Source organism: Streptomyces sp. NPDC048255 (assembly GCF_040652415.1).
GTDB lineage: Bacteria > Actinomycetota > Actinomycetes > Streptomycetales > Streptomycetaceae > Streptomyces.
In genome coordinates this window covers 68162-89273 of the sequence record NZ_JBEZMA010000019.1, presented here as the reverse complement: position 1 = coordinate 89273, position 21112 = coordinate 68162, and the positions used below count along the sequence as shown (strand labels likewise).

16 protein-coding genes and 1 riboswitch are annotated in these 21112 nt (G+C 72.1%); of the genes, 13 read left to right on the top strand and 3 right to left on the bottom strand.

Annotation, left to right across the window (positions count from 1 at the left end):
- The first annotated feature begins 94 nt into the window (after positions 1-94).
- Together AB0D94_RS17675 and AB0D94_RS17670 are read left to right on the top strand one after the other, a co-directional pair.
- Positions 95-712, top strand: a complete 618-nt coding sequence (locus AB0D94_RS17675; RefSeq protein WP_362052242.1) for a hypothetical protein — start codon at positions 95-97, stop codon at positions 710-712.
- The gene (locus AB0D94_RS17670) at positions 709-2217 is read left to right on the top strand and encodes a serine/threonine-protein kinase (protein ID WP_362052240.1); all 1509 of its coding nucleotides are present in this window, start codon (positions 709-711) and stop codon (positions 2215-2217) included. The genes AB0D94_RS17675 and AB0D94_RS17670 overlap by 4 nt, the downstream gene beginning before the upstream one ends.
- On the opposite strand, the gene AB0D94_RS17665 is transcribed toward AB0D94_RS17670, so the two are convergent.
- Complete coding sequence (locus AB0D94_RS17665; protein ID WP_362052238.1) at positions 2205-4565, bottom strand: YfhO family protein; 2361 nt, start codon at positions 4563-4565, stop codon at positions 2205-2207. The two genes, AB0D94_RS17670 and AB0D94_RS17665, sit on opposite strands and share 13 nt — an antisense overlap.
- Positions 4566-4741: 176 nt before the next feature.
- On the opposite strand from AB0D94_RS17665, the gene AB0D94_RS17660 reads away from it, so the two are divergent.
- Both AB0D94_RS17660 and AB0D94_RS17655 read left to right on the top strand, forming a co-directional pair.
- Positions 4742-5365, top strand: a complete 624-nt coding sequence (locus AB0D94_RS17660; RefSeq protein ID WP_362052236.1) for a SurA N-terminal domain-containing protein — start codon at positions 4742-4744, stop codon at positions 5363-5365.
- Between the two features lie 28 nt (positions 5366-5393).
- Entirely contained in the window at positions 5394-6434 is a 1041-nt protein-coding gene (locus AB0D94_RS17655; protein ID WP_362052234.1) for a nucleoside triphosphate pyrophosphohydrolase, read from the top strand.
- A gap of 25 nt (positions 6435-6459) precedes the next feature.
- On the opposite strand, the gene AB0D94_RS17650 is transcribed toward AB0D94_RS17655, so the two are convergent.
- Positions 6460-7671, bottom strand: a complete 1212-nt coding sequence (locus AB0D94_RS17650; RefSeq protein WP_362052232.1) for a globin domain-containing protein — start codon at positions 7669-7671, stop codon at positions 6460-6462.
- A gap of 121 nt (positions 7672-7792) precedes the next feature.
- Here AB0D94_RS17650 and AB0D94_RS17645 point away from each other — a divergent pair, with 121 nt between their 5' ends.
- From AB0D94_RS17645 to AB0D94_RS17605, 9 genes are all read left to right on the top strand, one after another.
- The gene (locus tag AB0D94_RS17645; protein ID WP_362052230.1) at positions 7793-9067 is read left to right on the top strand and encodes a cytochrome P450; all 1275 of its coding nucleotides are present in this window, start codon (positions 7793-7795) and stop codon (positions 9065-9067) included.
- Positions 9068-9170: 103 nt separating this feature from the next.
- Positions 9171-10226, top strand: coding sequence for a transglycosylase family protein (locus tag AB0D94_RS17640; RefSeq protein WP_362052228.1), 1056 nt, complete (start codon positions 9171-9173; stop codon positions 10224-10226).
- A gap of 276 nt (positions 10227-10502) precedes the next feature.
- Positions 10503-10674: riboswitch (cyclic di-AMP (ydaO/yuaA leader) on the top strand.
- A 3-nt stretch (positions 10675-10677) separates the two neighbouring features.
- Positions 10678-11412: a transglycosylase family protein gene (locus tag AB0D94_RS17635; protein ID WP_362052226.1), complete on the top strand. Its 735-nt coding sequence runs from the start codon at positions 10678-10680 to the stop codon at positions 11410-11412.
- Positions 11413-11698: 286 nt separating this feature from the next.
- Positions 11699-12985, top strand: a complete 1287-nt coding sequence (eno, locus tag AB0D94_RS17630; protein WP_362052224.1) for a phosphopyruvate hydratase — start codon at positions 11699-11701, stop codon at positions 12983-12985.
- A 128-nt stretch (positions 12986-13113) separates the two neighbouring features.
- Positions 13114-13602: a septum formation initiator family protein gene (locus AB0D94_RS17625; protein WP_362052222.1), complete on the top strand. Its 489-nt coding sequence runs from the start codon at positions 13114-13116 to the stop codon at positions 13600-13602.
- A 79-nt stretch (positions 13603-13681) separates the two neighbouring features.
- A complete protein-coding gene (locus tag AB0D94_RS17620) occupies positions 13682-14224 on the top strand; it encodes a DUF501 domain-containing protein (protein ID WP_362052220.1) in 543 nt (180 codons plus the stop codon).
- Complete coding sequence (locus AB0D94_RS17615) at positions 14221-15162, top strand: Ppx/GppA phosphatase family protein (RefSeq protein ID WP_362052218.1); 942 nt, start codon at positions 14221-14223, stop codon at positions 15160-15162. The genes AB0D94_RS17620 and AB0D94_RS17615 overlap by 4 nt, the downstream gene beginning before the upstream one ends.
- Before the next feature lie 380 nt (positions 15163-15542).
- On the top strand, positions 15543-16928 hold the full coding sequence (locus AB0D94_RS17610; RefSeq protein WP_362052216.1) for an NAD(P)/FAD-dependent oxidoreductase: 1386 nt from the start codon (positions 15543-15545) through the stop codon (positions 16926-16928).
- Between the two features lie 167 nt (positions 16929-17095).
- Positions 17096-18436, top strand: a complete 1341-nt coding sequence (locus AB0D94_RS17605; RefSeq protein WP_362052214.1) for a cyclopropane-fatty-acyl-phospholipid synthase family protein — start codon at positions 17096-17098, stop codon at positions 18434-18436.
- 83 nt (positions 18437-18519) lie between these two features.
- Here AB0D94_RS17605 and AB0D94_RS17600 read toward each other — a convergent pair whose 3' ends face one another.
- On the bottom strand, positions 18520-21072 hold the full coding sequence (locus AB0D94_RS17600; RefSeq protein ID WP_362052212.1) for an FtsX-like permease family protein: 2553 nt from the start codon (positions 21070-21072) through the stop codon (positions 18520-18522).
- Between the last annotated feature and the right edge of the window lie 40 nt (positions 21073-21112).

The window sequence follows — 21112 nt, the reverse complement described above, 5'->3', positions numbered from 1 at the left end:
CCGTACAACGGTTGGGGCATCCCCTCACCGATGGCCGGGGAGGCTGTATACGCTCAGTCCCGCAACCTTTCCGCACGGCCCGTCAGGAGCAGCGATGCACGGCCCCGGCCTCCCGCCGCAGCACGGTCACCAGCCCACCACCGGGGGCGTGGTGGCACTCCGTGTGCTGTTCACGCTGCTGCCGATCCTCACCTGCGGGTTCTTCGCCTGGGGGACGATGCTGCGGCTCGCGCTGGTCACCCGCAAGGCGCACGACTGGGTGCTGCTGGTGGTCAGCGGCATGCTCTCGGTCTCGTGGCTGGTCCTGATCGGGATGGACCCCACGGAGGACACGAGCGGCTGGCAGGGCAACCTCGGCGCCGGCGGCTCGGTCTTCACCGGTCTCGCGATCTGCGTGTACTACCTCGTCGCCGACATCAAGCACTACGAGGCCAGGTCTGCGGCCCCGCCCGCGCACTGGTACCCGGCGCAGCGGCCCGCGCCCTACGTGCCCCCGCAGCCCCAGCCTCAGCCGCCGGTCCAGGGGTACGGGTACCCGCCGGCCCAGCAGCAGGCCCCCGCGCAGCCGCCGATGCCGCCGCAGGCCCAGCCCCAGCCTCAGACGCAGCCGCGGATCGGGCAGGTCCGCGCCGAACTCGACGAGCTCAGCGAGCTCCTGCGCAACCAGCCGCCCCGCGACCAGACCTTCCCCGACCAGGACACGCCCCGGTGACCGAACGCCTCATCGGAGACCGCTACCAGCTGGCGACCGTGCTGGGCCAGGGCGGCATGGGCCAGGTCTGGACGGCCTACGACCGCCGCCTGGACCGGCGGGTCGCCGTCAAACTGCTGCGCCCCGACAAGGTCGCGGGCCCCGGCACCGTCGCCGAGGAGCTGCGCCGCCGTTTCGTGCGCGAGTGCCGGGTCACCGCGCAGGTGGACCACCCCGGCCTGGTCACCGTGCACGACGCGGGCAGTGACGGCGACGAGCTCTACCTCGTCATGGGCTACGTCGAGGGCGCCGACCTGGCCGACCACCTCGCCGAGCACGACCCGTACCCCTGGCAGTGGGCGGTCGCGATCGCCGCGCAGCTGTGCGCGGTGCTGTCGGCCGTGCACGCGGTGCCGATCGTGCACCGCGACCTCAAGCCCCGCAACGTGATGGTCCGCCCGGACGGCACCGTGCTGGTCCTCGACCTCGGCGTCGCCTCGGTGATGGACACCGACACCACCCGCCTCACCAGCACGGGCACACCGATCGGCAGCCCGGCGTACATGGCCCCCGAGCAGGCCATGGGCGGCGCGGTGGGCCCGTACACGGACCTGTACGCCCTCGGCGTGCTGCTGTACGAACTCCTCACCGGCAACGTCCCCTTCGCCGGATCCACCGCCCTCGGCGTCCTGCACCGCCACCTGTACGAGCCGCCGCTCCCCGTCCGTCAGCTGCGCCCGGAGATCCCGGCCGGGCTGGAGGCGATCCTGCTGCGCCTGCTCGCGAAGGATCCGCAGGACCGGCCCGGCTCCGCGCAGGAGGTGTACGAGGCGCTCTCCCCGCTGCTGCCCGCCCGCGGCAGCGCCGGCCCGGCCGGCCCGCTCGACCCGACCCGGCCCTTCCTGCGCCCCCACGCCCCCTGGCCCGACCGGGCCACCGTCGTCCCGCCCCGGCCGAGCGCGCCCCCGGCCCCGCCCAAGCCGGACATCCCGGGCGCGGTCGACGAGGCCCGCAAGCTCCTGGACGAAGGTCGGCTCACCCAGGCCGTGGACATCCTCGGCGGCATCCTCCCGGCGGCGGCCGCCGAGCACGGCGAGCACTCCCCGGTGGTCCGCTCCCTGCGCAAGCAGTACGCCGCCACGCTGATGGACGACGGCCAGTACCGCCGCGCCCTGCCGGAACTGCGCCGGCTCGCCGACGAGTTCCCGGCCGGCGACCCCCAGTCGCTGCGCTTCCGCTACGACTCGGCGCAATGCCTGGAACAGCTCGGCGAACCGGCGGCCGCCCTCGCGGAGTACCGCTCGCTGCTGCCGCTCTTCGAGAACCACTACGCCAACCCGGATCCGGGCCTCCCCCTGGAGGTCCGCCGCCGCATTGCCCACCTGCTGCTCTCGCTGGGCGACCGCCCGGCGGCCCACGACACCCTGGCCCGGCTGCTGTTCGACGCGGAACGGCTGCACGGTCCGCAGCACGCCTTCCCGGCCGAGATCCGCCGCACCCTCCAGTGGCTCGGTCAGGTGCGCTGACGCCTCCTCAGGGGGTGTCCGGACAGCCAGGACAGTCCGAGCAGGACGGCCAGGGCCGCGCCCGCGAGCGCCGTGCCCGGGAGCAGGCCCGGCGGGCGGAAGGCGCAGGTGAGGGTGGTGGCGCTGCCGTCCAGCGGCAGCGCGACGAGGCCCAGGTGGGCCGAGGCCGGGCGGCCGTTGCAGCTCCACCCCGCGATCGCGGGGACCGAGAGGACCGCCGTGCCCGTGGCGCCGGGGGGCAGCTCGGCCCGGACGTCCGAGGAGCCCACCCGCAGGGAGGTCGCCGCCGAGGTGCGCAGGGACGCCACCGCCGCGTCGAGCCGCGGCCGGTCCAGGCAGGACAGGGTCCACCGGGGCGGCGGGGCCGCGTCGAAGACCAGGGCCGAGGAGGGCCCCCGGGAGACGCCCATCGGCTGGAGGGCCGCGCGGTTGCGGGGGGCGCTGCCGTTCAGCCGGAAGGCCGGCCCGTCGGCGAGGCGGGCCGTCGCGTTGTACTCCGGCGCCCACAGGTAGGCCTCCGTGCCCGCGCGGCAGACCCCGGGCGCGACCGGGTCCTCGTACACCCGCGCGCCCAGCAGTAGCTCCTGGTTGGCGAAGGGGGAGTCCCCGTAGGCCGGGACGGGGCCCGGCGGGCGGAGGGTGACCAGCGGCGGGACCTCGGCCCGGCCGACGGTGCCGTCGGGCCGCAGCCGGGCGCCGACCGCGAAGACGGCGTCCGTCACCGGGTTGTCGATGCTCTGGACGTTGCGCCCGCGCGAGGTCCAGCCCGCCCCGAGGGCCACCATCGTGTGCGTGAACACCGCGGGGGTGTGGCTGCTGTAGTACGAGCCGCCCTCCCCGCCCAGCAGCAGCGGATCGTTGCCCGACAGCGCGGGCCGGCTCGGATCGGTGCGGTACGCGGGCCAGCCCCCGGCCCCGGCCAGGGCCCCGGCGCGCGCCGTGTGGGCCCCTCCCCAGGAGGGGTAGTCGTCGAGGCCGCCCAGCTTGCCCTTGTGCCCGTACGCGGTGGTCGCCGCGGCCTGGACCAGCAGCACCGTCGCCAGCCGGCCCGCCGCCGGCAGGGCGAGCGCGCGCCGGCGCAGCGCCCACCAGGCCGCGCCGGCCACCGCGAGCCCGCCGCAGAACAGCAGGTACCCCGATGACGTCGCCAGCGTGCTGCCGCGTGCCCACCAGGCGGCCGCCGCCAGCAGCGCCGCCCCGCCCGCCAGCGCCCGTACCCGCGGCAGGCCCGCCGCCAGCCCGGTCCAGGCGGCGATCACGGCGATCCCGGCCAGCACGAAGGTCTGCCGGTACGGGCTGCCGTTCGGTGTCGCGAACAGGTGCCAGGCCAGGTGGGTGGGCGCCCACTGGAGGGAGAGCGCGACGGCGGCCGTCAGCGCCGCCCAGTACAGCCGGGTGCGCGCCGGAACGGCCCGGTGGAAGGGCAGCGCGGCCAGCAGCAGCAGGGTTCCGGTGCCGACGAAGACGGCGGGGGAGGAGAAGGAGTACGTCCCCGGCAGCAGCCGAGCGAACAGGTCCGCCCAGGACACCGGCCGGAACTCCTTGACCCACCCCGGGTAGGCCTGTCCGGAGCTGAGGAAGAGGGGAGCCAGCACCGGCGCCGCGAGGGCGATCCCGAGGACGGTCGCCACGGCGGCCCGGCCGACGACGCGCAGCCGCTCCGCCGCGCCTTCCCGGGTCAGCACCACCCGTACCAGCAGCACCAGCGCCGCACCCAGGGTCGCCATGTAGGCGGTGTAGAAGTTCGCCGTCCAGCACAGGGCGACCACCAGCGCCCCCGCCACCGGCCGGCGCCCCCGCAGGGCCCACTCGCCCGTCAGGCACAGCAGGGGGAAGGCGATCAGCCCGTCCAGCCACATCGGGTTGTAGGAGGCCTCGATCACCGACCAGCCGCACAGCGCGTACGAGGCCCCCAGCAGCCCCGCCGCCCACCACGGCCCGCGCCGCTGGGTGCGCAGCAGCCAGGTCATGGCCGCCGCGGCGGCGGCCGTCTTCAGCACGGTGACCACGTACACCGCGAGGTCTATGTCCGCGCGCGGGAAGAACCCGACGAGCACGGCGAAGGGGCTGGCCAGATAGGTGCCCAGGTCCGGCAGGAAGCTCGTGCCGTACCCGGACTGCCAGTTGAAGAGCAGTCCGCCCCGCGCGCGGCCGTGCAGGAGGTCCCACAGGTGCGCGTGGAAGGGCACGAACTGATTGCCGAGGTCGTTGATGCTGCGGTGGCGCGGTCCGTACGGGAAGACGCGGGCGGCGGCGTCCCCGGCACACACGGCCACCGTCGTGATCAGTGCGGCGAGCGCCGAGCCCGACAGGCTCAGGCGGCGCGGCGAGCGGTGCGGTGTCGACATGGTGGGGCGACCCTGGCAGCACCGGGGGTCCGAAGGATGGCCACCGGGTGAACGCGAACCCCAACACCCCGGGAATCGTTGGTCGAACCAGTGGCTCGGACCACTCCGACCTCATAACATCGATCACCGCACGGCCTTGTGCAAGAACGCACAATCTCCCGGCCCTGGAGGCTCCTTTGCACCGTCGCACAGCGCTCTCCGTCTCCGCCGCCCTGCTCGTGGCGGCCCCCCTCCTGTCCGCCTGTTCGGGGGAGACCCGCCCCGGCACCGCGGCCGTCGTCGGCGGTGAACGGATCACCACTTCCGCGCTCCAGGCCCAGGTCAACGACGTGCGCACCGCACAGAACGGCTCGGGCCGGGCCGCCGCCGAACTCATCGCCGGCACCCCCAACCTGGAGCGGGCCAAGCTCGGCAAGATGATCCAGCTCCGGGTGCTGGAGAAGGCCGCGGACACCGCGGGGATCTCGGTGAGCACCAAGGAGATCGAGGAGGCCCGCGAGGCACAGGAGCAGGGCGGCACGGGAAGCCTGGAGGAGCGGGCCCTCCAGGGCCGGGTCCCCCTCGCGCCCAGGCAGATCGACGAGGAGCTGCGCTTCCAGCTGCTCCTCGGCAAGCTCACCGAGCGCTTCGGCGAGGACAAGATCCTCCAGCCGCTCTCCCAGGCCGCCGAGCAGCTCGACATCGAGGTGAACCCGCGCTACGGAGCCTGGGACGCCCGCCAGATCGGTCTGGGCGCGGCGGACACCCCCTGGATCACCCAGCGCACGGCAGCGGAGCAGGCGCCCCCCGCCGGAGCCTGACACCGCCGACCGGAGGTAGGTTCGGAGGGTGACCGACCACGCCCCCTCCGAATTCACCGCGGCCGAGCCCACCGGCCGCATCGTCCTGCTGACCACCAGCCACCGGGTCGCCCCCGGCGTGCTGTCCTGGCCCGCGTGGCAGACCTTGCACGCCGCGGACCGGGTGCTGTGCGCCGACCCCGGCCACCCGCAGCTGCCGTACCTGCGCGAGGCGGGGATCGAGGTCGTCCACGAGAGCCCGGACGCGCAGGCGCTCGTCGAGGCCTGCGCGGGCGGCCGGACCGTCGTGGTGCTCCCGGGCGGGGAGGGCGACCAGCGGCTGACCGACGGGCTGGCCCGGCTGGCCGGCTCCGGCCGGGTCGCGATGCCCGACCTGGAACTGCTGCCGGGCTCCTACGACCTGCCGGGCGCGCGCCTGCTCGACCTGGTCCAGGTGATGGACCGGGTCCGGCGCGAGTGCCCCTGGACCTCGCAGCAGACCCACCGGGGCCTGGCCAAGTACGCGATCGAGGAGGCGTACGAGCTCGTCGAGGCGATCGAGGACGGGGACCGGGAGGAACTGCGCGAGGAGCTCGGAGACGTACTCCTCCAAGTGGTCTTCCACGCCCGGATCGCCCAGGAGGGCACCGGGGACCCCGAGGGGGATGACGAGGGCGGTGCCGGGGCGTTCTCCATCGACGACGTGGCCGGGACCCTCGTGGAGAAGCTGGTCCACCGCCACCCGCACGTCTTCGGCGACGCGAAGGCCGAGACCCCCGAGGACGTCCACGCGCACTGGCAGCGCACCAAGGCGGTCGAGAAGCAGCGGGAGTCCGTCACGGACGGGATCCCGCTGGGCCAGCCCGGTCTGGCGCTGGCGGCCAAGCTCGCGGGACGGGTCCGCGCGGGCGGGGTGGCCGTGGAACTGCCCCGCGGCGAGGGCATCGGCTACGAGTTGCTGGCCCTGGCGGCGCGCGCCGAGGCGGCGGGCACCGACCCGGAGACCGCGCTGCGCGCGGCGGCCCGTGCCTACCGGGACGCGATCCGGGCCGCCGAGGGAGTCGCCCCGGACACCGCGGACCCGGCCTGATCGACGAGACGCCCCCCGGCGCGGGTCAGTAGTTCCGCGGGGCGCGGCCCGAGGGGTTGTGCCAGTGCGGGGCGGGCCGGTTCAGGAACCACTCGCCGAAGCCCAGCGGGCGGCCGCCCGCGCCGTCGCGGCCGGTGGCGGGTATGGAGTCGTAGAAGATCCGGCCGGGGCGGGCGCCCAGCTCCTCCAGGAGGCCGGAGGTCGCCTCGATGAACAGCGGCGGTCCGCTGAGGTAGACGTCCTGGTCGGGCCACAGGCCCCGGTTGCCGAGGGCGGTGGCGAGCCGGTCGGTGGCCTGGTTGCGGTGCTGCCCCGGGGCGGGCGTGATGTAGGTGACGGCGAGCCAGTCGCGGGCGGCCTCCCACGCGTCGATGAGCGGGCGGTCGTAGAGGTGTGCGGCGTCCCGGGCGGTCACGAAGAGCCGTACGTCCTGATCGGGAGGCTGCTGCGCGAGTTCTTCGAGCATGGCCCGGATCGGGGCCCAGCCGGTGCCCGCGGCGATGAAGCTGACCGGGCGGTCCTCGTCGCGGCGGAAGGTCAGCCGGCCGCCGGGCGCGCCGAGCCGCAGCACGTCGCCGGGCCGTACCTCGCGGACCAGGGCGTTGCTCAGCCGCCCGTGCTCGATCCGGCTGACGTGGAGGTCGACGGTGTGGTCGGGGCGCGGGGCGTTGCCGATCGAGTACGTGCGCCAGGTCGTGGGGACCCGGTCGCTGCTGACGCTCACGTACTGGCCGGGCAGATGGCGCAGCGGCGCGTGCGGCCGCAGGGTCAGCACGCCGATGTCCTGCCCGTACTGGACGTGGCGCACGACCTCGGCGTCCCACCACGGCGGGTCCTCGCTCTCGTCGGCGCCGGCCGTCATCGCGTCGGCGATCACCTGGTACGCCTCGGCCCAGGCCTTCTCCACGTCCGGGTTCCAGGCGTCGCCGGAGGTCGCGGCGAGCGCGGCGAGCAGGCTGGAGCCGACGGCCGCGTAGTGCTCGGGGCCGGCCAGGAACTTGCGGTGGTCGCGCCCGAGGTCGCGGAGATAGGGGAGGAGGCTCTCGTCCTCCAGGTGGGCGATCACGTGGGTGAGCGCGGCGAAGAGCCGGTCCCGCTGGCGCTCCATGTCCTCGGCGGAGGCCGGGAAGAGGTCACGGATGCCGGGGTTGTGCCAGAAGAGGTGGGAGTAGAAGAACTTGACCGCGTGCTCGGCCCGTCTCTCCACCACCGCGAAGCTGCTTTTCAAGATCCTCACATCCACAAAACCGAAAGTAGGAACGCGGGGGAACGTGAGGTCAAGTGATGGGGGATCTACGGACAGCCGCGACGAACAGCCCATATGGGGTGCCGGGTGCGGGCCGGGATACGGTCATCAGGTGCACGAGCAGACTCCCGCAACCCCAGCCGACACCCCCGTACCCGAGGGTCCGACCCTCTTCGACTGGGAGTTCGCGACCGACCCCTATCCGGCGTACGCCTGGCTGCGCGAGCACTCCCCGGTGCACCGCACCAAGCTGCCCAGCGGGGTCGAGGCCTGGCTGGTCACCCGGTACGCCGATGCCCGCCAGGCCCTCGCCGACCAGCGGCTCAGCAAGAATCCGGCGCACCACGAGGGATCGGCTCACGCCAAGGGCAGGACCGGGATCCCCGGGGAGCGCAAGGCGGAGCTGATGACGCACCTGCTCAACATCGACCCGCCGGACCACACCCGGCTGCGGAGGCTGGTCTCGAAGGCCTTCACCCCGCGCCGCGTCGCCGAGTTCACCCCGCGCGTGCAGGAGCTGACCGACCACCTCATCGATCAGTTCTCCGCCAGGGGCGAGGCGGACCTCATCCACGAGTTCGCCTTCCCGCTCCCCATCTACGCCATCTGCGAGATGCTCGGCGTACCGCGCGAGGACCAGGACGACTTCCGGGACTGGGCCGGGATGATGATCCGCCACGGCGGGGGGCCGCGCGGCGGGGTGGCCCGCTCGGTCAAGCAGATGCGCACCTATCTCGGCGAACTCATCCACCGCAAAAGGGATGATCTGGGGCAAGATCTGATCTCCGACCTGATCCGGGCCAGCGACCACGGCGACCACCTGACGGAGGCCGAGGCCACCGCCATGGCCTTCATCCTCCTCTTCGCGGGCTTCGAGACGACCGTGAACCTCATCGGCAACGGGGTCCACTCCCTCTTCATGAACCCCGGCCAGCGCGAGCGCCTCCAGCGCTCCCTCGCGGCCGGTGAGAGCGCCCTGCTGGAGACCGGGGTCGAGGAGCTGCTGCGCTACGACGGCCCCGTGGAGCTGGCCACCTGGCGGTTCGCCACCGAGGCGCTGACCCTCGGCGGCCGGGAGATCGCGGCCGGCGATCCGGTGCTGGTCGTCCTCGCGGCCGCCGACCGGGACCCCGAGCGGTTCGCCGAACCGGACACCCTCGACCTCTCCAGGACCGACAACCAGCACCTCGGCTACGGGCACGGGATCCACTACTGCCTGGGCGCTCCGCTCGCGCGGCTTGAGGGGCAGACCGCGCTCGCGAGTTTGCTGACGCGTCTGCCCGATCTGGAACTTGCCATTCCCCCCGAAGACCTGCGGTGGCGGGGCGGGCTCATCATGCGTGGCCTGCGCACCCTTCCGGTCCGCTTCACACCCCGGAACGACTGAAGGCGCGCTGACCGGAAGTCAGTTACCGGCGGAACTTGTGACAACCGTTCGAAGGAGGCTAGGTTCTGCCGTTACCCCGCCGTTATGCGAAAGGTGCACCCTCATGCGTTCCGGGAACGGCCGCCACAGACGCCCCCGCCAGGTCCCCGCGCTGGTAGTCACAGCCGGAGTCACTGGCTCAGCACTGGCCCTGCCACTGCTTGCCGCCACCAACGCCACGGCTGCCGACACGTCCACGTGGGACAAGGTCGCCGAGTGCGAGAGCGGCGGCACGTGGAGCGCCAACTTCGGCAGCGGCGCGTACGGCGGGCTCCAGTTCACCCAGGAGCAGTGGCAGAGCGCCGGCGGGCTCGACTTCGCCGAGCGGCCCGACCTCGCGAGCCGGTCCCAGCAGATAGCCGTGGCCGAGCGGGTGCTGGCCTCCCAGGGGCCGCAGGCGTGGCCGCTGTGCGCGGCCTCGGCCGGGCTGACCCAGCAGGGCCCGGCCCCCGAGGTGGACCCCGGCCTGCCCGGCGGTTCCGGGCCCGTCGCGCCCTCCCCGTCCCGCCCGGACGATGTCGTGCCGCCCGCCGGACAGGGTGCGCCGGCCACGGACTTCGGGGCTCCGACCCCGGTGCCGAGCCCGTCCGGGACCCCTGCGCCCGCGATCCCGGACGGCCCGCTCGCGCCCTCCCTCGGACTGCCCGTCATGCCCGCGCCGGACTTCCCCCCGACGGTGGACCCGTCCGCTCCGGCGAGCCCCGAGGTCCCGGGCGGCGAGAGCACCGCTCCGGTGGACCCGACCACTCCGGCTCCCTCCCCGGACCCGACGGCGCCCACGGCCCCCACCACTTCCCCGTCCCCGTCCGACCTCACGGTCCCGGCGACCCCGGGCGCCTCGGCCGACCCGACGGTCCCGCCCGCCTCCGCCGACCCGTCCGCCCCTGCCGAGGGCAGCGGCAAGCACCGTGGCACGCCCGCGGTCGAGGCTCCCGCCGCGCCTGATGCCGCGTCGGACCCCACGTACACGGTGAAGGCGGGCGACAGCCTGACCGCCATCGCGGACGCCAAGGGGCTCAAGGGGGGCTGGAACGCCCTCTACCAGGCCAATGAGCAGGTCATCGGCGGGGATGCCGACCTGATCAAGCCTGGGCAGAATCTGGATCTAACCAAGCAATAGGGGCACTTCGGGCATCCGGAAAAGGATGATTGTCGGTTTTCTGTAAGTGAGACATGTGTCTCTTCAGGTCAACTGGCGTGTCCCGCCCGGAAGCTGCTGCAAACCCCGCCCTCACCTGCGCAAACACCCTTGCGGAGGGCGCAAGTAGGGGTCGTTTCTCCCCGATGTGGCTCGTTGAACATCGGGGAGAGACCTGTCTACCTTCTGAATCGCTCGCCACCGCGAGCTCCTTCGACCGCATCGCCGAATCCTGCCGGCGGACGGGGGGAACAGTCGTCGCGTCAAGCGCCGAAGGCAGGAGCGGGGGAACCAAGGTAGGCGCCGGGAGCGGCCGTTGAGAGACGGTCACGCCACCGGCTAGGGGTTAAGGCGTGCGCTGGTCGCGCGTCCGGGCAACTCACTCGCCCGAACCCGACAGCTCACCTCGCAGGCGTCGGTGAGGAGAAACTCCATGCTGCTTTCCGGCAAGGGCAAGCACCGCCGCGCCTCCAAGGCCGCTCGCATCGTCACGCTCGCCGGTGTCACCGGTGTGGCAGTCGCCGCCCCCCTGATGGCGGCCGGCTCCGCCAGCGCCGCCACGGCCTCCGAGTGGGACCGTGTCGCGCAGTGCGAGTCCGGTGGCAACTGGGCCATCAACACGGGCAACGGCTACTACGGCGGCCTGCAGTTCTCGTCCTCCACCTGGGCCGGCTACGGCGGCAAGGCGTACGCCGCCCAGGCCAACCAGGCCACCAAGTCCCAGCAGATAGCCATTGCCGAGAAGGTCCTCAAGGGCCAGGGCAAGGGCGCCTGGCCGTCCTGCGGCGTCGGCCTGTCCAACTCCTCGTACACCGGTGGCGGCGCGGCCGAGGCCCCCGCCAAGCCGAAGGCCGAGCCGAAGAAGCAGGAGAAGAAGGCCGAGCCGAAGAAGGAGACCAAGCGCTCCGAGGCTCCGGCCACCCGCTCCGAGCGCACCGAGGCCGCCCCGGCCAAGCCGAAGGCCCAGGCCCCGAAGACCGAGGCCCCCAAGACCGAGGCCCCGAAGACCGGCAACGGCTCGTACGAGGTCAAGCCCGGCGACACGCTCGGCAACATCGCCGAGGCCAACGGCGTCCAGGGCGGCTGGCAGCACCTCCACGAGCTGAACAAGGACATCGTGGCGGACGCCGACCTGATCTTCCCCGGTCAGAAGCTGAAGCTCAGCTGAACACTGCGGTCATGACCGCAGGACAGTTCGCGGCCCGCCGCTGAACGCATGCACCGACCCACCGCCCGGCGCGTCCCTTCCACGCGCCGGGCGGTGGCGTGTGCGCCGTCAGAACCGCCCCGGGCAAGGGTCCTATGTCCCGGAAGACGGGTATTCGGGCCCTTTTTCGTCCCAGGAGGCGGGCGGTCGGGCGGCCGAGCGCCCGGAGCCGGTTAGGCTCTAGTCGGCAAGGCCGTCCCACGGCCTGACACGCCACCGCACACCCAGCGTCACATCCCAGAAGGAGATGCTCGTGCCGTCCATCGACGTCGTCGTAGCCCGGGAAATCCTGGACTCCCGAGGCAACCCCACGGTCGAGGTCGAGGTTGGCCTCGACGATGGCAGCACCGGCCGTGCTGCAGTTCCGTCCGGCGCCTCCACCGGTGCCTTCGAGGCCATCGAGCTCCGTGACGGTGACCCCAACCGCTACATGGGCAAGGGCGTCGAGAAGGCCGTCCTGGCCGTCATCGAGCAGATCGGCCCGGAGCTCGTCGGCTACGACGCCACCGAGCAGCGCCTGATCGACCAGGCCATGTTCGACCTGGACGCCACCGACAACAAGGGCTCGCTCGGCGCCAACGCCATCCTCGGCGTCTCCCTGGCCGTCGCGCACGCCGCGTCCGAGGCCTCGGACCTGCCGCTCTTCCGCTACCTCGGCGGCCCGAACGCGCACCTGCTGCCCGTTCCGATGATGAACATCCTCAACGGTGGGTCGCACGCCGACTCCAACGTGGACATCCAGGAGTTCATGATCGCCCCGATCGGCGCGGAGTCCTTCTCCGAGGCGCTGCGCTGGGGTGCCGAGGTCTACCACACCCTCAAGAAGGTCCTGCACACCAAGGGCCTCTCCACCGGGCTGGGCGACGAGGGCGGCTTCGCGCCGAACCTGGACTCCAACCGCGCCGCGCTCGACCTCATCGTCGAGGCCATCAAGCAGGCCGGCTACACCCCGGGCAAGGACATCGCGCTCGCGCTCGACGTCGCCGCGTCCGAGTTCTACAAGGACGGCAAGTACGAGTTCGAGGGCCAGTCCCGCTCGGCCGCCGAGATGACCGAGTACTACGAGGAGCTCGTCTCCGCGTACCCGATGGTCTCCATCGAGGACCCGCTGTACGAGGACGACTGGGCCGGCTGGAAGACCCTCACCGACAAGCTGGGCTCCAAGGTCCAGATCGTCGGCGACGACCTCTTCGTCACCAACCCGGAGCGCTTGGCCCGCGGCATCGAGGAGGGCTCCGCGAACGCCCTGCTCGTGAAGGTGAACCAGATCGGTTCGCTGACCGAGACCCTCGACGCCGTCGAGATGGCCCAGCGCAACGGCTTCAAGTGCATGATGTCCCACCGCTCCGGCGAGACCGAGGACGTCACCATCGCCGACCTCGCCGTCGCGGTGAACTGCGGCCAGATCAAGACCGGCGCCCCGGCCCGCTCGGACCGCGTCGCCAAGTACAACCAGCTGCTGCGCATCGAGGAGATCCTCGACGACGCCGCGGTGTACGCGGGCCGCAGCGCCTTCCCCCGCTTCAAGGGCTGACGCCCTGAAGCCCGGCGTCCCGCGTTTCAAGGGCTAATCACGCTCTTGCTTCCGTACGTCCCCGCACTCGGTCCCGTACCGTGTGCGGGGACGTATTGCGTAGTGCGTACATAGGGGAGGCGGGATCAATGGCCGGGAACCGGGATCGGTTCTCCACCTTCTCCACCGCGACCAGGCTCAAGCAGCTCGGCGAGCGGACCGCCGCCCACGTCTACCGCTCGCAGTCGCGCCGCCAGGTCCGCCGCAGCCGGCTCACCGGCCGGGCCGCACTGCTCGTGCTCGTCCTCTGTACGCTGGTCGTCGCCCTCGCGTATCCGATGCGCCAGTACGTCTCCCAGCGCTCGGAGATCTCGGAGCAGCAGCGGGCCGCCGCCGCCGCGCGCGAACGGCTGGAGCGGCTGCGCGACGAGAAGGCCCGCTGGCAGGACGACGCCTACGCGGAGCAGCAGGCGCGCAAGCACCTGCACTACCTCCGTCCGGGGGAGACCGGCTACATCATGAACGACCCCGGAGCGGGCGGTCCCGCACCGCGCCGCACCGGCCAGGCCGGCTCCGACCGGCCCTGGTACTCGAACGTCTGGGACGGCGTCGACAAGGCCGACCGCCCCGGCGACTGACGAGCACCGCACCGAGTGCGTACCGAGTACGCACCGAGCACCGCACCCATCCACGAGAACGAAGAGACTTCCTCCAGGCATGCAGACGCCCCCGCCCCAGACCGACCGGACCGAGCCGACCGACGCGGACATCGAAGCGTTCGAGCAGCAGCTCGGCCGCCCGCCGCGCGGGCTGCGCGCCATCGTGCACCGCTGCCCGTGCGGCCAGCCGGACGTGGTGGAGACCGCCCCGCGGCTCCCCGACGGCACCCCCTTCCCGACGCTGTACTACCTGACGTGCCCGCGCGCGGCCGGTGCCATCGGCACGCTGGAGGCCAACGGCGTCATGAAGGAGATGCAGGCCCGGCTCGCCGAGGACCCGGAACTGGCCGCCGCCTACCGGGCCGCGCACGAGGACTACATCCAGCGCCGTGACGCCATCGAGGTGCTCCAGGGCTTCCCGAGCGCCGGCGGGATGCCGGACCGGGTCAAGTGCCTGCACGTGCTGGTCGGCCACTCCCTGGCGGCCGGCCCGGGCGTGAACCCGTTCGGCGACGAGGCCCTGGCGATGCTGCCGGAGTGGTGGGCCAAGGGCGCCTGCGTCACCCCGTGCGGCGAGAAGAAGCAGGAGGAGTCGCGGTGACGCGGGTCGCGGCCGTCGACTGCGGTACGAACTCCATCCGCCTGCTCGTCGCGGACGCCGACCCGGTCGCGGGCGAGCTGGTGGAGCTGGACCGGCGGATGACCATCGTCCGGCTCGGCCAGGGCGTGGACAAGACCGGCCGTCTCGCCCCCGAGGCCCTGGAGCGCACCTTCGCCGCCTGCCGTGAGTACGCGGCGGTCATCAAGGAGCTGGGCGCGGAGCGGGTCCGCTTCGTGGCGACCTCCGCCTCCCGGGACGCCGAGAACCGGGACGAGTTCGTCCGGGGCGTGCTGGACATCCTGGGCGTCGAGCCCGAGGTGATCTCCGGCGACCAGGAGGCCGAGTTCTCCTTCACCGGCGCCACCAAGGAGCTGGCCGGAACCGACCACCTGGAGAAGCCCTTCCTGGTGGTGGACATCGGCGGCGGCTCCACCGAGTTCGTCGTCGGCGAGGACCACGTCCGGGCCGCCCGCTCGGTGGACGTGGGCTGCGTCCGGATGACCGAGCGCCACCTGGCCGTGGACGGGGTCGTCAGCGACCCGCCCACCGAGGCGCAGATCGCGGCCGTACGGGCCGACATCGAGGCGGCGCTGGACCTGGCCGCCGAGTCCGTCCCGCTGGGCGAGGCGCGCACCCTGGTCGGTCTGGCCGGCTCGGTGACCACGGTCGCCGCGATCGCGCTGGGGCTGTCCGCGTACGACTCCTCGGCCATCCACCACTCCCGGATCTCCTACGAGCAGGTCCGCGAGGTCACCGAGCGGATGCTGACCTCGACGCACGCGCAGCGCGCGGCGATCCCGGTCATGCACCCCGGCCGGGTGGACGTGATCGGCGCGGGCGCTCTGGTCCTGCTGACGCTCATGGAGCGGATCGGGGCCTCGGAGGTCGTGGTCTCGGAGCACGACATCCTCGACGGAATCGCCTGGTCCGCTGCCTGACGGAGGGCTTCCGGGGGACTTTGGTCCCGTGATCCACACGAACTTCGTGAAGTTCTTCACAAGGAAATGGGGCCTGTTGGTTCAAGAGGAGGGCCCTTCGGGGCGCTCCGAGGGCCCGCAGGCCCCTTTTTCCGCGCGTTCGTACGAATAGCGGTAGCGACAGATTCCGCATCAGAGGTACGGACAAAAGCCGGTGGTCCAGTCCGCTCAGTAGCCTGGAGGCCAGTTCAGGACGGGTGAACAACGATTCCAGTTACACCGTGGTTCCCGTTGAGCGCCATGACCTGGGTCACGTGGGCCGCGCAGTGTAGCAGAGGCCCTGTGTCACCTTGTGAAGGGGCTCACGAGCGTCACCCCCTGGGGTGCTGGATACTCGTTCCATGAGCACCACGGAGCGTCCCAGGATCCTCGTTGTAGGAGGTGGGTACGTAGGCCTGTACGCAGCCAAGCGCATCATGAAGAAGATGCGTTACGGCGAGGCGACCGTCACGGTCGTCGACCCGCGCTCGTACATGACCTACCAGCCCTTCCTCCCCGAAGTGGCCGCAGGCAGCATCTCGCCTCGGCACGTCGTCGTCCCGCTGCGACGCGTGCTGCCCAAGGCTGAGGTTCTCACCGGCCGGGTCACCACCATCGACCAGGACCGCAAGGTCGCCGTCGTCACGCCGCTGGTCGGCGAGGCGTACGAGCTGCCCTTCGACTACCTGGTGATCGCGCTCGGCGCCGTCTCCCGCACCTTCCCGATCCCCGGCCTCGCCGAACAGGGCATCGGTATGAAGGGCGTCGAAGAGGGCATCGGCCTGCGCAACCACGTCCTCGAGCAGCTCGACAAGGCCGAGTCCACGACGGACGAGGACGTCCGCCGCAAGGCCCTCACCTTCGTCTTCGTCGGCGGCGGCTTCGCCGGGGCGGAGACCATCGGCGAGGTCGAGGACATGGCCCGCGACGCCGCGAAGTACTACTCCAGCATCAAGCGCGAGGACATGCGCTTCATCCTGGTCGACGCGGCCGACAAGATCCTTCCCGAGGTCGGGCCCAAGCTCGGCACCTGGGGCAAGGAGCACCTCGAGTCGCGCGGCATCGAGATCTACCTCAACACCTCCATGGACTCCTGCGTGGACGGCCACGTGGTGCTGAAGAACGGCCTCGAGGTCGACTCCAACACCATCGTGTGGACCGCCGGCGTGAAGCCGAACCCGGCACTGGCCCGCTTCGGCCTGCCGCTCGGCCCCCGCGGCCACGTGGACGCCGCCCCGACCCTCCAGGTCACCGGCACCGACTACATCTGGGCCGCGGGCGACAACGCCCAGGTCCCGGACGTGGCCGCCCGCAAGGCCGGCGTGGAGAACGCCTGGTGCCCGCCGAACGCGCAGCACGCGCTGCGGCAGGCGAAGGTCCTCGGCGACAACGTCATCTCCGGCATGCGGGGCTTCCCGCAGAAGGAGTACGCGCACGCCAACAAGGGTGCGGTGGCGGGTCTCGGTGTCCACAAGGGCGTCGCGATGATCGTCATGGGCAAGATGAAGATCAAGCTGAAGGGCCGGCTGGCCTGGTACATGCACCGTGGCTACCACGGCATGGCCATGCCCACCTGGAACCGCAAGATCCGCGTCTTCGCCGACTGGACCCTGGGCATGTTCCTCAAGCGCGAGGTCGTCTCCCTCGGCGCCCTGGAGACTCCCCGCGAGGAGTTCTACGAGGCCGCCAAGCCGGCGCCGGCCCCGGCCGCCGCGGCGAACACCCCCCAGAAGGCCAAGGCCTCCTGACCCGGTGCTGCCGCTGAGAAGCTGAGCACGACCCCGAAGGGGCCGCCCGCCATCCGTGGTGCGGGCGGCCCCTTCGGCGTACCCGGCGGGGCGCACGGCTGGACGGGCGGCTTACCCGGGGCGGCGGATGGGTAGACGGTTTCGTCGGACCTTTGTGGAGGTGCGCCATGACCGACGCCGCGCCGCGGCTGGCCGCTGTTGCCGAGATCCTGCTGGGCGCCCCGCTGCCCGTCCGTATCCGGGCGTGGGACGGCAGCGAGGCCGGCCCGCCCGGAGCCCCGCTCCTGGCCGTGCACGACCGCCGCGCGCTGCGCCGCGTGCTGTGGAAGCCCGGCGAACTGGGCCTGGCCCGCGCCTGGGTGGCGGGGGAACTGACCGTGGAGGGCGACCTGTACGCCGTCCTGGAGCGCGTGGCGGGCCTGCTGTGGGAGCGGCCGCGCGAGAGCGCCTCCGCGGGCCCGCCCGCCGGGGACGAGGCCCCCGCCCGCCCGCCCGCGGGCCTCCGCGCCCTGCTGCGCGATCCCGTGCGGCGGGCGGCCGTACGGGAGCTGATCGCCCTCGCCGGGCCGCTGCCGCCGCCCCCGCCGCCCGCCGAGGAGGTCGCCCGGTACTCCGGGCCCCGGCACACCAAGGTCCGCGACCGCGAGGCCATCAGCCACCACTACGACGTGGGCAACACCTTCTACGAGCGGGTGCTGGGCCCCTCGATGGTGTACTCCTGCGCCTACTGGAGCGCCGGTTCCACGCTGGAGGAGGCCCAGTGGGACAAGCTGGACCTCGTCTGCCGCAAACTCGGGCTGACGGCCGGCGACCGGCTCCTGGACGTCGGCTGCGGCTGGGGCTCCATGGCCCTGCACGCGGCCCGCGAGTACGGCGTGCGGGTCACGGGCGTCACCCTCTCGCGCGAACAGGCCGCGTACGCCCGCAAACGCGTCGCCGACGACGGCCTGGCCGACCTCGTCGACATCCGGATCCAGGACTACCGGGACGTCAGGGACGGGCCGTACGACGCGATTTCCTCCATCGGGATGGCCGAACACGTAGGGGCCGAGCGCTACCGCGAGTACGCCCGCACCCTGTACGCCCTGCTGCGGCCCGGCGGCCGGCTGCTGAACCACCAGATCGCCCGCCCCCCGGCGCCCGACGAGGAGGCGTACCGGATCGACCGGTTCATCGACGCCTACGTCTTCCCGGACGGCGAACTCTCCCCGCTCGGCACCACCGTGGGCGAACTGGAGCGGGCCGGCTTCGAGGTCCGCGACGTGGAGGCGCTGCGCGAGCACTACGCGCTGACCCTGCGGGCCTGGGTGGCGCGGCTGGAGGAGCACTGGGACGAGGCCGTACGGCTGTCCTCGCCCGGCCGGGCCCGCGTCTGGCTGCTCTACATGGCGGCCTGCGCGCTCGGCTTCGAGCGGGCCCGGCTCGGCGTGAACCAGGTGCTCGCCGCGAAGCCCGCGACGGGCGGCGACGCGGGCCTGCCGCTGCGGCTGCGCACCTGGGGCGCGTAGGGCGGGCTCCCGTACGGACAGCGGGAAGGGCCCCGGGGCGTGCTGCCCCGGGGCCCTTCCGTCACTCCTGAACCGCCCGTCGGCTACTCCGTCTTGATGGCCGTCAGCATGTTCAGGCGGGCGGCGCTGCGGGCCGGCCACATGGCGGCCAGGACGCCGACCACCGCGGCCAGCAGGAGGAAGATGCCGATCCGGTCGTACGGGAGGACCAGCTCGTAGTTCGGCATGGACTTCGCCAGCGTGCTGCCGACGGCCCAGGCGAGGAAGACGCCGATGGCCACGCCCAGGACCGCGCCGAACAGCGAGATCACCACGGCCTCCAGGCGGATCATGTTCTTGACCCGGCTCCGGTCGAGACCGATCGCCCGCAGCATGCCGATCTCCTGGGTCCGTTCGAAGACGGACATCGCCAGGGTGTTGACCACACCGAGCACCGAGATGACCAGCGCCATGCCGAGCAGGCCGTACATGATGTTCAGCATCGTGTTGATCAGGCCGCCCATCTCGTTGCGCATGTCCTGCTGGGTGGCGACGGAGATGGCCGGGTTCTTGCCCAGGGCGTCGACGACCTTCTGCTGGCCGGCCTTGGAGGCCCCGCCGTCGACGTTGACGTACACCTTCGGGATGTACTGCTCCTCGCTGTGCTCACTGAGGATCTTGTTGTCGATGACGTAGGGGGAGAGCATGCCCTCCATGTCCTTGTAGACCGCGCCGACCTTCAGGGTGGCCTTCTGGCCGTCGTCGTACTGGACCTGGAGGGTGGAGCCGACGCCGAGGTTCTGCTTCGTCGCGGTCTTCTCGGCGACCGCGAGCTCGCCCTTGCCGAGGCTGTCCAGGGAACCGCTCGTGACCTCGATGTTCAGCATCTGGCCGATGGTGGCGGGGTTGACGCCGGAGGCCGACCGGAAGTCGTCGCCGACCTTGAAGCTGCCCGCCGCCTCCGGGGAGACCGCCTTGATCCCGGGGGCCTTGGCCAGGGTCTCGGCCACCGACTTGTCCAGGCTGCCCATGTCGTCCGCCATGGAGACCCGGTAGTCCGCCTTGAGCTTCTCGGTGCTCATACGGTCGACGACCTGGCCCACGGTGATGCCGAGCACCGACAGGGTGGTGACCAGGGTGAGGCCGATCGCGAGGGAGGCGGCGGTGACGGCCGTGCGGCGCGGGTTGCGCACGGCGTTCTGGGCGGCCAGCTTGCCGGGGACCCCGAACACCTTCTGCAGGAGGGGGCGGACGGCCGCGATGACCGGCTTGGAGAGCAGGGGCAGCAGCACGATCATGCCGATGAGCATGAAGAACGCGCCCGCGCCGATGAGCATGCGGCCCTGGTCCCCGCCCGTGGACACGCCGAGCAGGACCAGGCCGACGGCGAGGACGCCGATGACGGAGCCGATGACGTTGCGCAGCACCAGGGACTTCGCGCTGGCCGGCAGGTGGGCGCTGCCCATGGCGGCGACCGGGGCGATCCGGCCGGTGCGCCAGGCGGGCAGGACCGCGGCGACCGTGGTGACCACGATGCCGATGACCAGAGCCGCGATGACGGTGCCCGGCGCGATCACGAGGCCGCCGCCCGGGAGCTTGGCGCCGAAGGACCCGATCACGGAGCGGATGCCGACCGCCAGGCCGATGCCGCTGATCAGGCCGATGGCGGCGGACAGGGCGCCGACGACCAGGGCCTCGGCGAGGACCGAGCGCATGACCTGGCCGCGGTTGGCACCGACGGCGCGGAGCAGGGCCAGCTCCTTGGTGCGCTGGGTGACCAGCATGGTGAAGGTGTTGTAGATGAGGAAGACGCCGACGAAGAGCGAGATGCCGGCGAAGACGAGCAGCATGGTGCTCAGCTGGCCGAGGCCCTCCTCGATGTCCTTGGCCTGCTCCTTGGCGAGCGCCGCGCCGGTCTGCGCCTTGGTGTTCTTGGCGTCGAGCAGCGGCTTGATCTCGGCGAGCAGCTGGTCGGCGGAGGCGCCGCCCTGGGCGGCGACCGACAGTTCCTCGAAGTAGCCGGGCTTGAGGTAGAGCTCCTGGGCGACCTCGGTGTCGAAGAGCACCAGGCTGCCGCCGGCCTGGACGGCGCCGTCCTCCGTGGTGAAGACGCCGGCGAGGGAGTACTCCTTGACCGGGCCGTTGGTGGCGACGCGGACCTTGTCGCCGACCTTGTACGCGCCCGCGTCGGCGGTCGCCTTGTCGAGGGCTATCTCGTCGGCCTTGACCGGGCCGGCGCCCTGGAAGAAGGCGTAGCGCGGGTCCTTGCCGTCCTTGACGGGCGCGTAGTTGGAGCCCTTGTTGGACCAGCCGGCGCCGATCAGCTTGCCGCTCTCGTCGCCCACGCCGGCGAAGCCGGATACGCGGCCGGAGACGGAGTCGACGCCCTTGAGGGCCTTGATCTTCTCAAGGGTCGCCTGGCTGAGGCCCGGCTCGCCCTCCTTCTGACCGTCCTCGCTCCGGCCCTGGCCGTACGAGGTGACCGAGACGGCCACGCCGTCGTAGCTCTTGGCGGATTGGTTGGAGAGGGACTTCTTGAGCGTGTCGGTGAACACGAGGGTGCCGGAGACGAAGGCGACGCCGAGGGTGACGGCGAGCACCGTCATCAGCAGCCTGGCCTTGTGCGCGAGGACGTTGCGCAGGGCGGTACGGAACATGGGGTCTCAGTCCTGGGGCTGGAAAGTCTGGAGGAGGCCT

Excerpts from the sequence above, each read along its gene's own strand:
- AB0D94_RS17605 (WP_362052214.1), top strand. The coding sequence starts at position 17,096 with ATGACCGACGCCGCGCCGCGGCTGGCCGCTGTTGCCGAGATCCTGCTG.
- eno (WP_362052224.1), top strand. The coding sequence starts at position 11,699 with ATGCTCGTGCCGTCCATCGACGTCGTCGTAGCCCGGGAAATCCTGGAC.
- AB0D94_RS17620 (WP_362052220.1), top strand. The coding sequence starts at position 13,682 with ATGCAGACGCCCCCGCCCCAGACCGACCGGACCGAGCCGACCGACGCG.
- AB0D94_RS17665 (WP_362052238.1), bottom strand. The coding sequence starts at position 4,565 with ATGTCGACACCGCACCGCTCGCCGCGCCGCCTGAGCCTGTCGGGCTCG.
- AB0D94_RS17610 (WP_362052216.1), top strand. The coding sequence starts at position 15,543 with ATGAGCACCACGGAGCGTCCCAGGATCCTCGTTGTAGGAGGTGGGTAC.
- AB0D94_RS17600 (WP_362052212.1), bottom strand. The coding sequence starts at position 21,072 with ATGTTCCGTACCGCCCTGCGCAACGTCCTCGCGCACAAGGCCAGGCTG.
- AB0D94_RS17635 (WP_362052226.1), top strand. The coding sequence starts at position 10,678 with ATGCTGCTTTCCGGCAAGGGCAAGCACCGCCGCGCCTCCAAGGCCGCT.
- AB0D94_RS17640 (WP_362052228.1), top strand. The coding sequence starts at position 9,171 with ATGCGTTCCGGGAACGGCCGCCACAGACGCCCCCGCCAGGTCCCCGCG.
- AB0D94_RS17625 (WP_362052222.1), top strand. The coding sequence starts at position 13,114 with ATGGCCGGGAACCGGGATCGGTTCTCCACCTTCTCCACCGCGACCAGG.
- AB0D94_RS17675 (WP_362052242.1), top strand. The coding sequence starts at position 95 with ATGCACGGCCCCGGCCTCCCGCCGCAGCACGGTCACCAGCCCACCACC.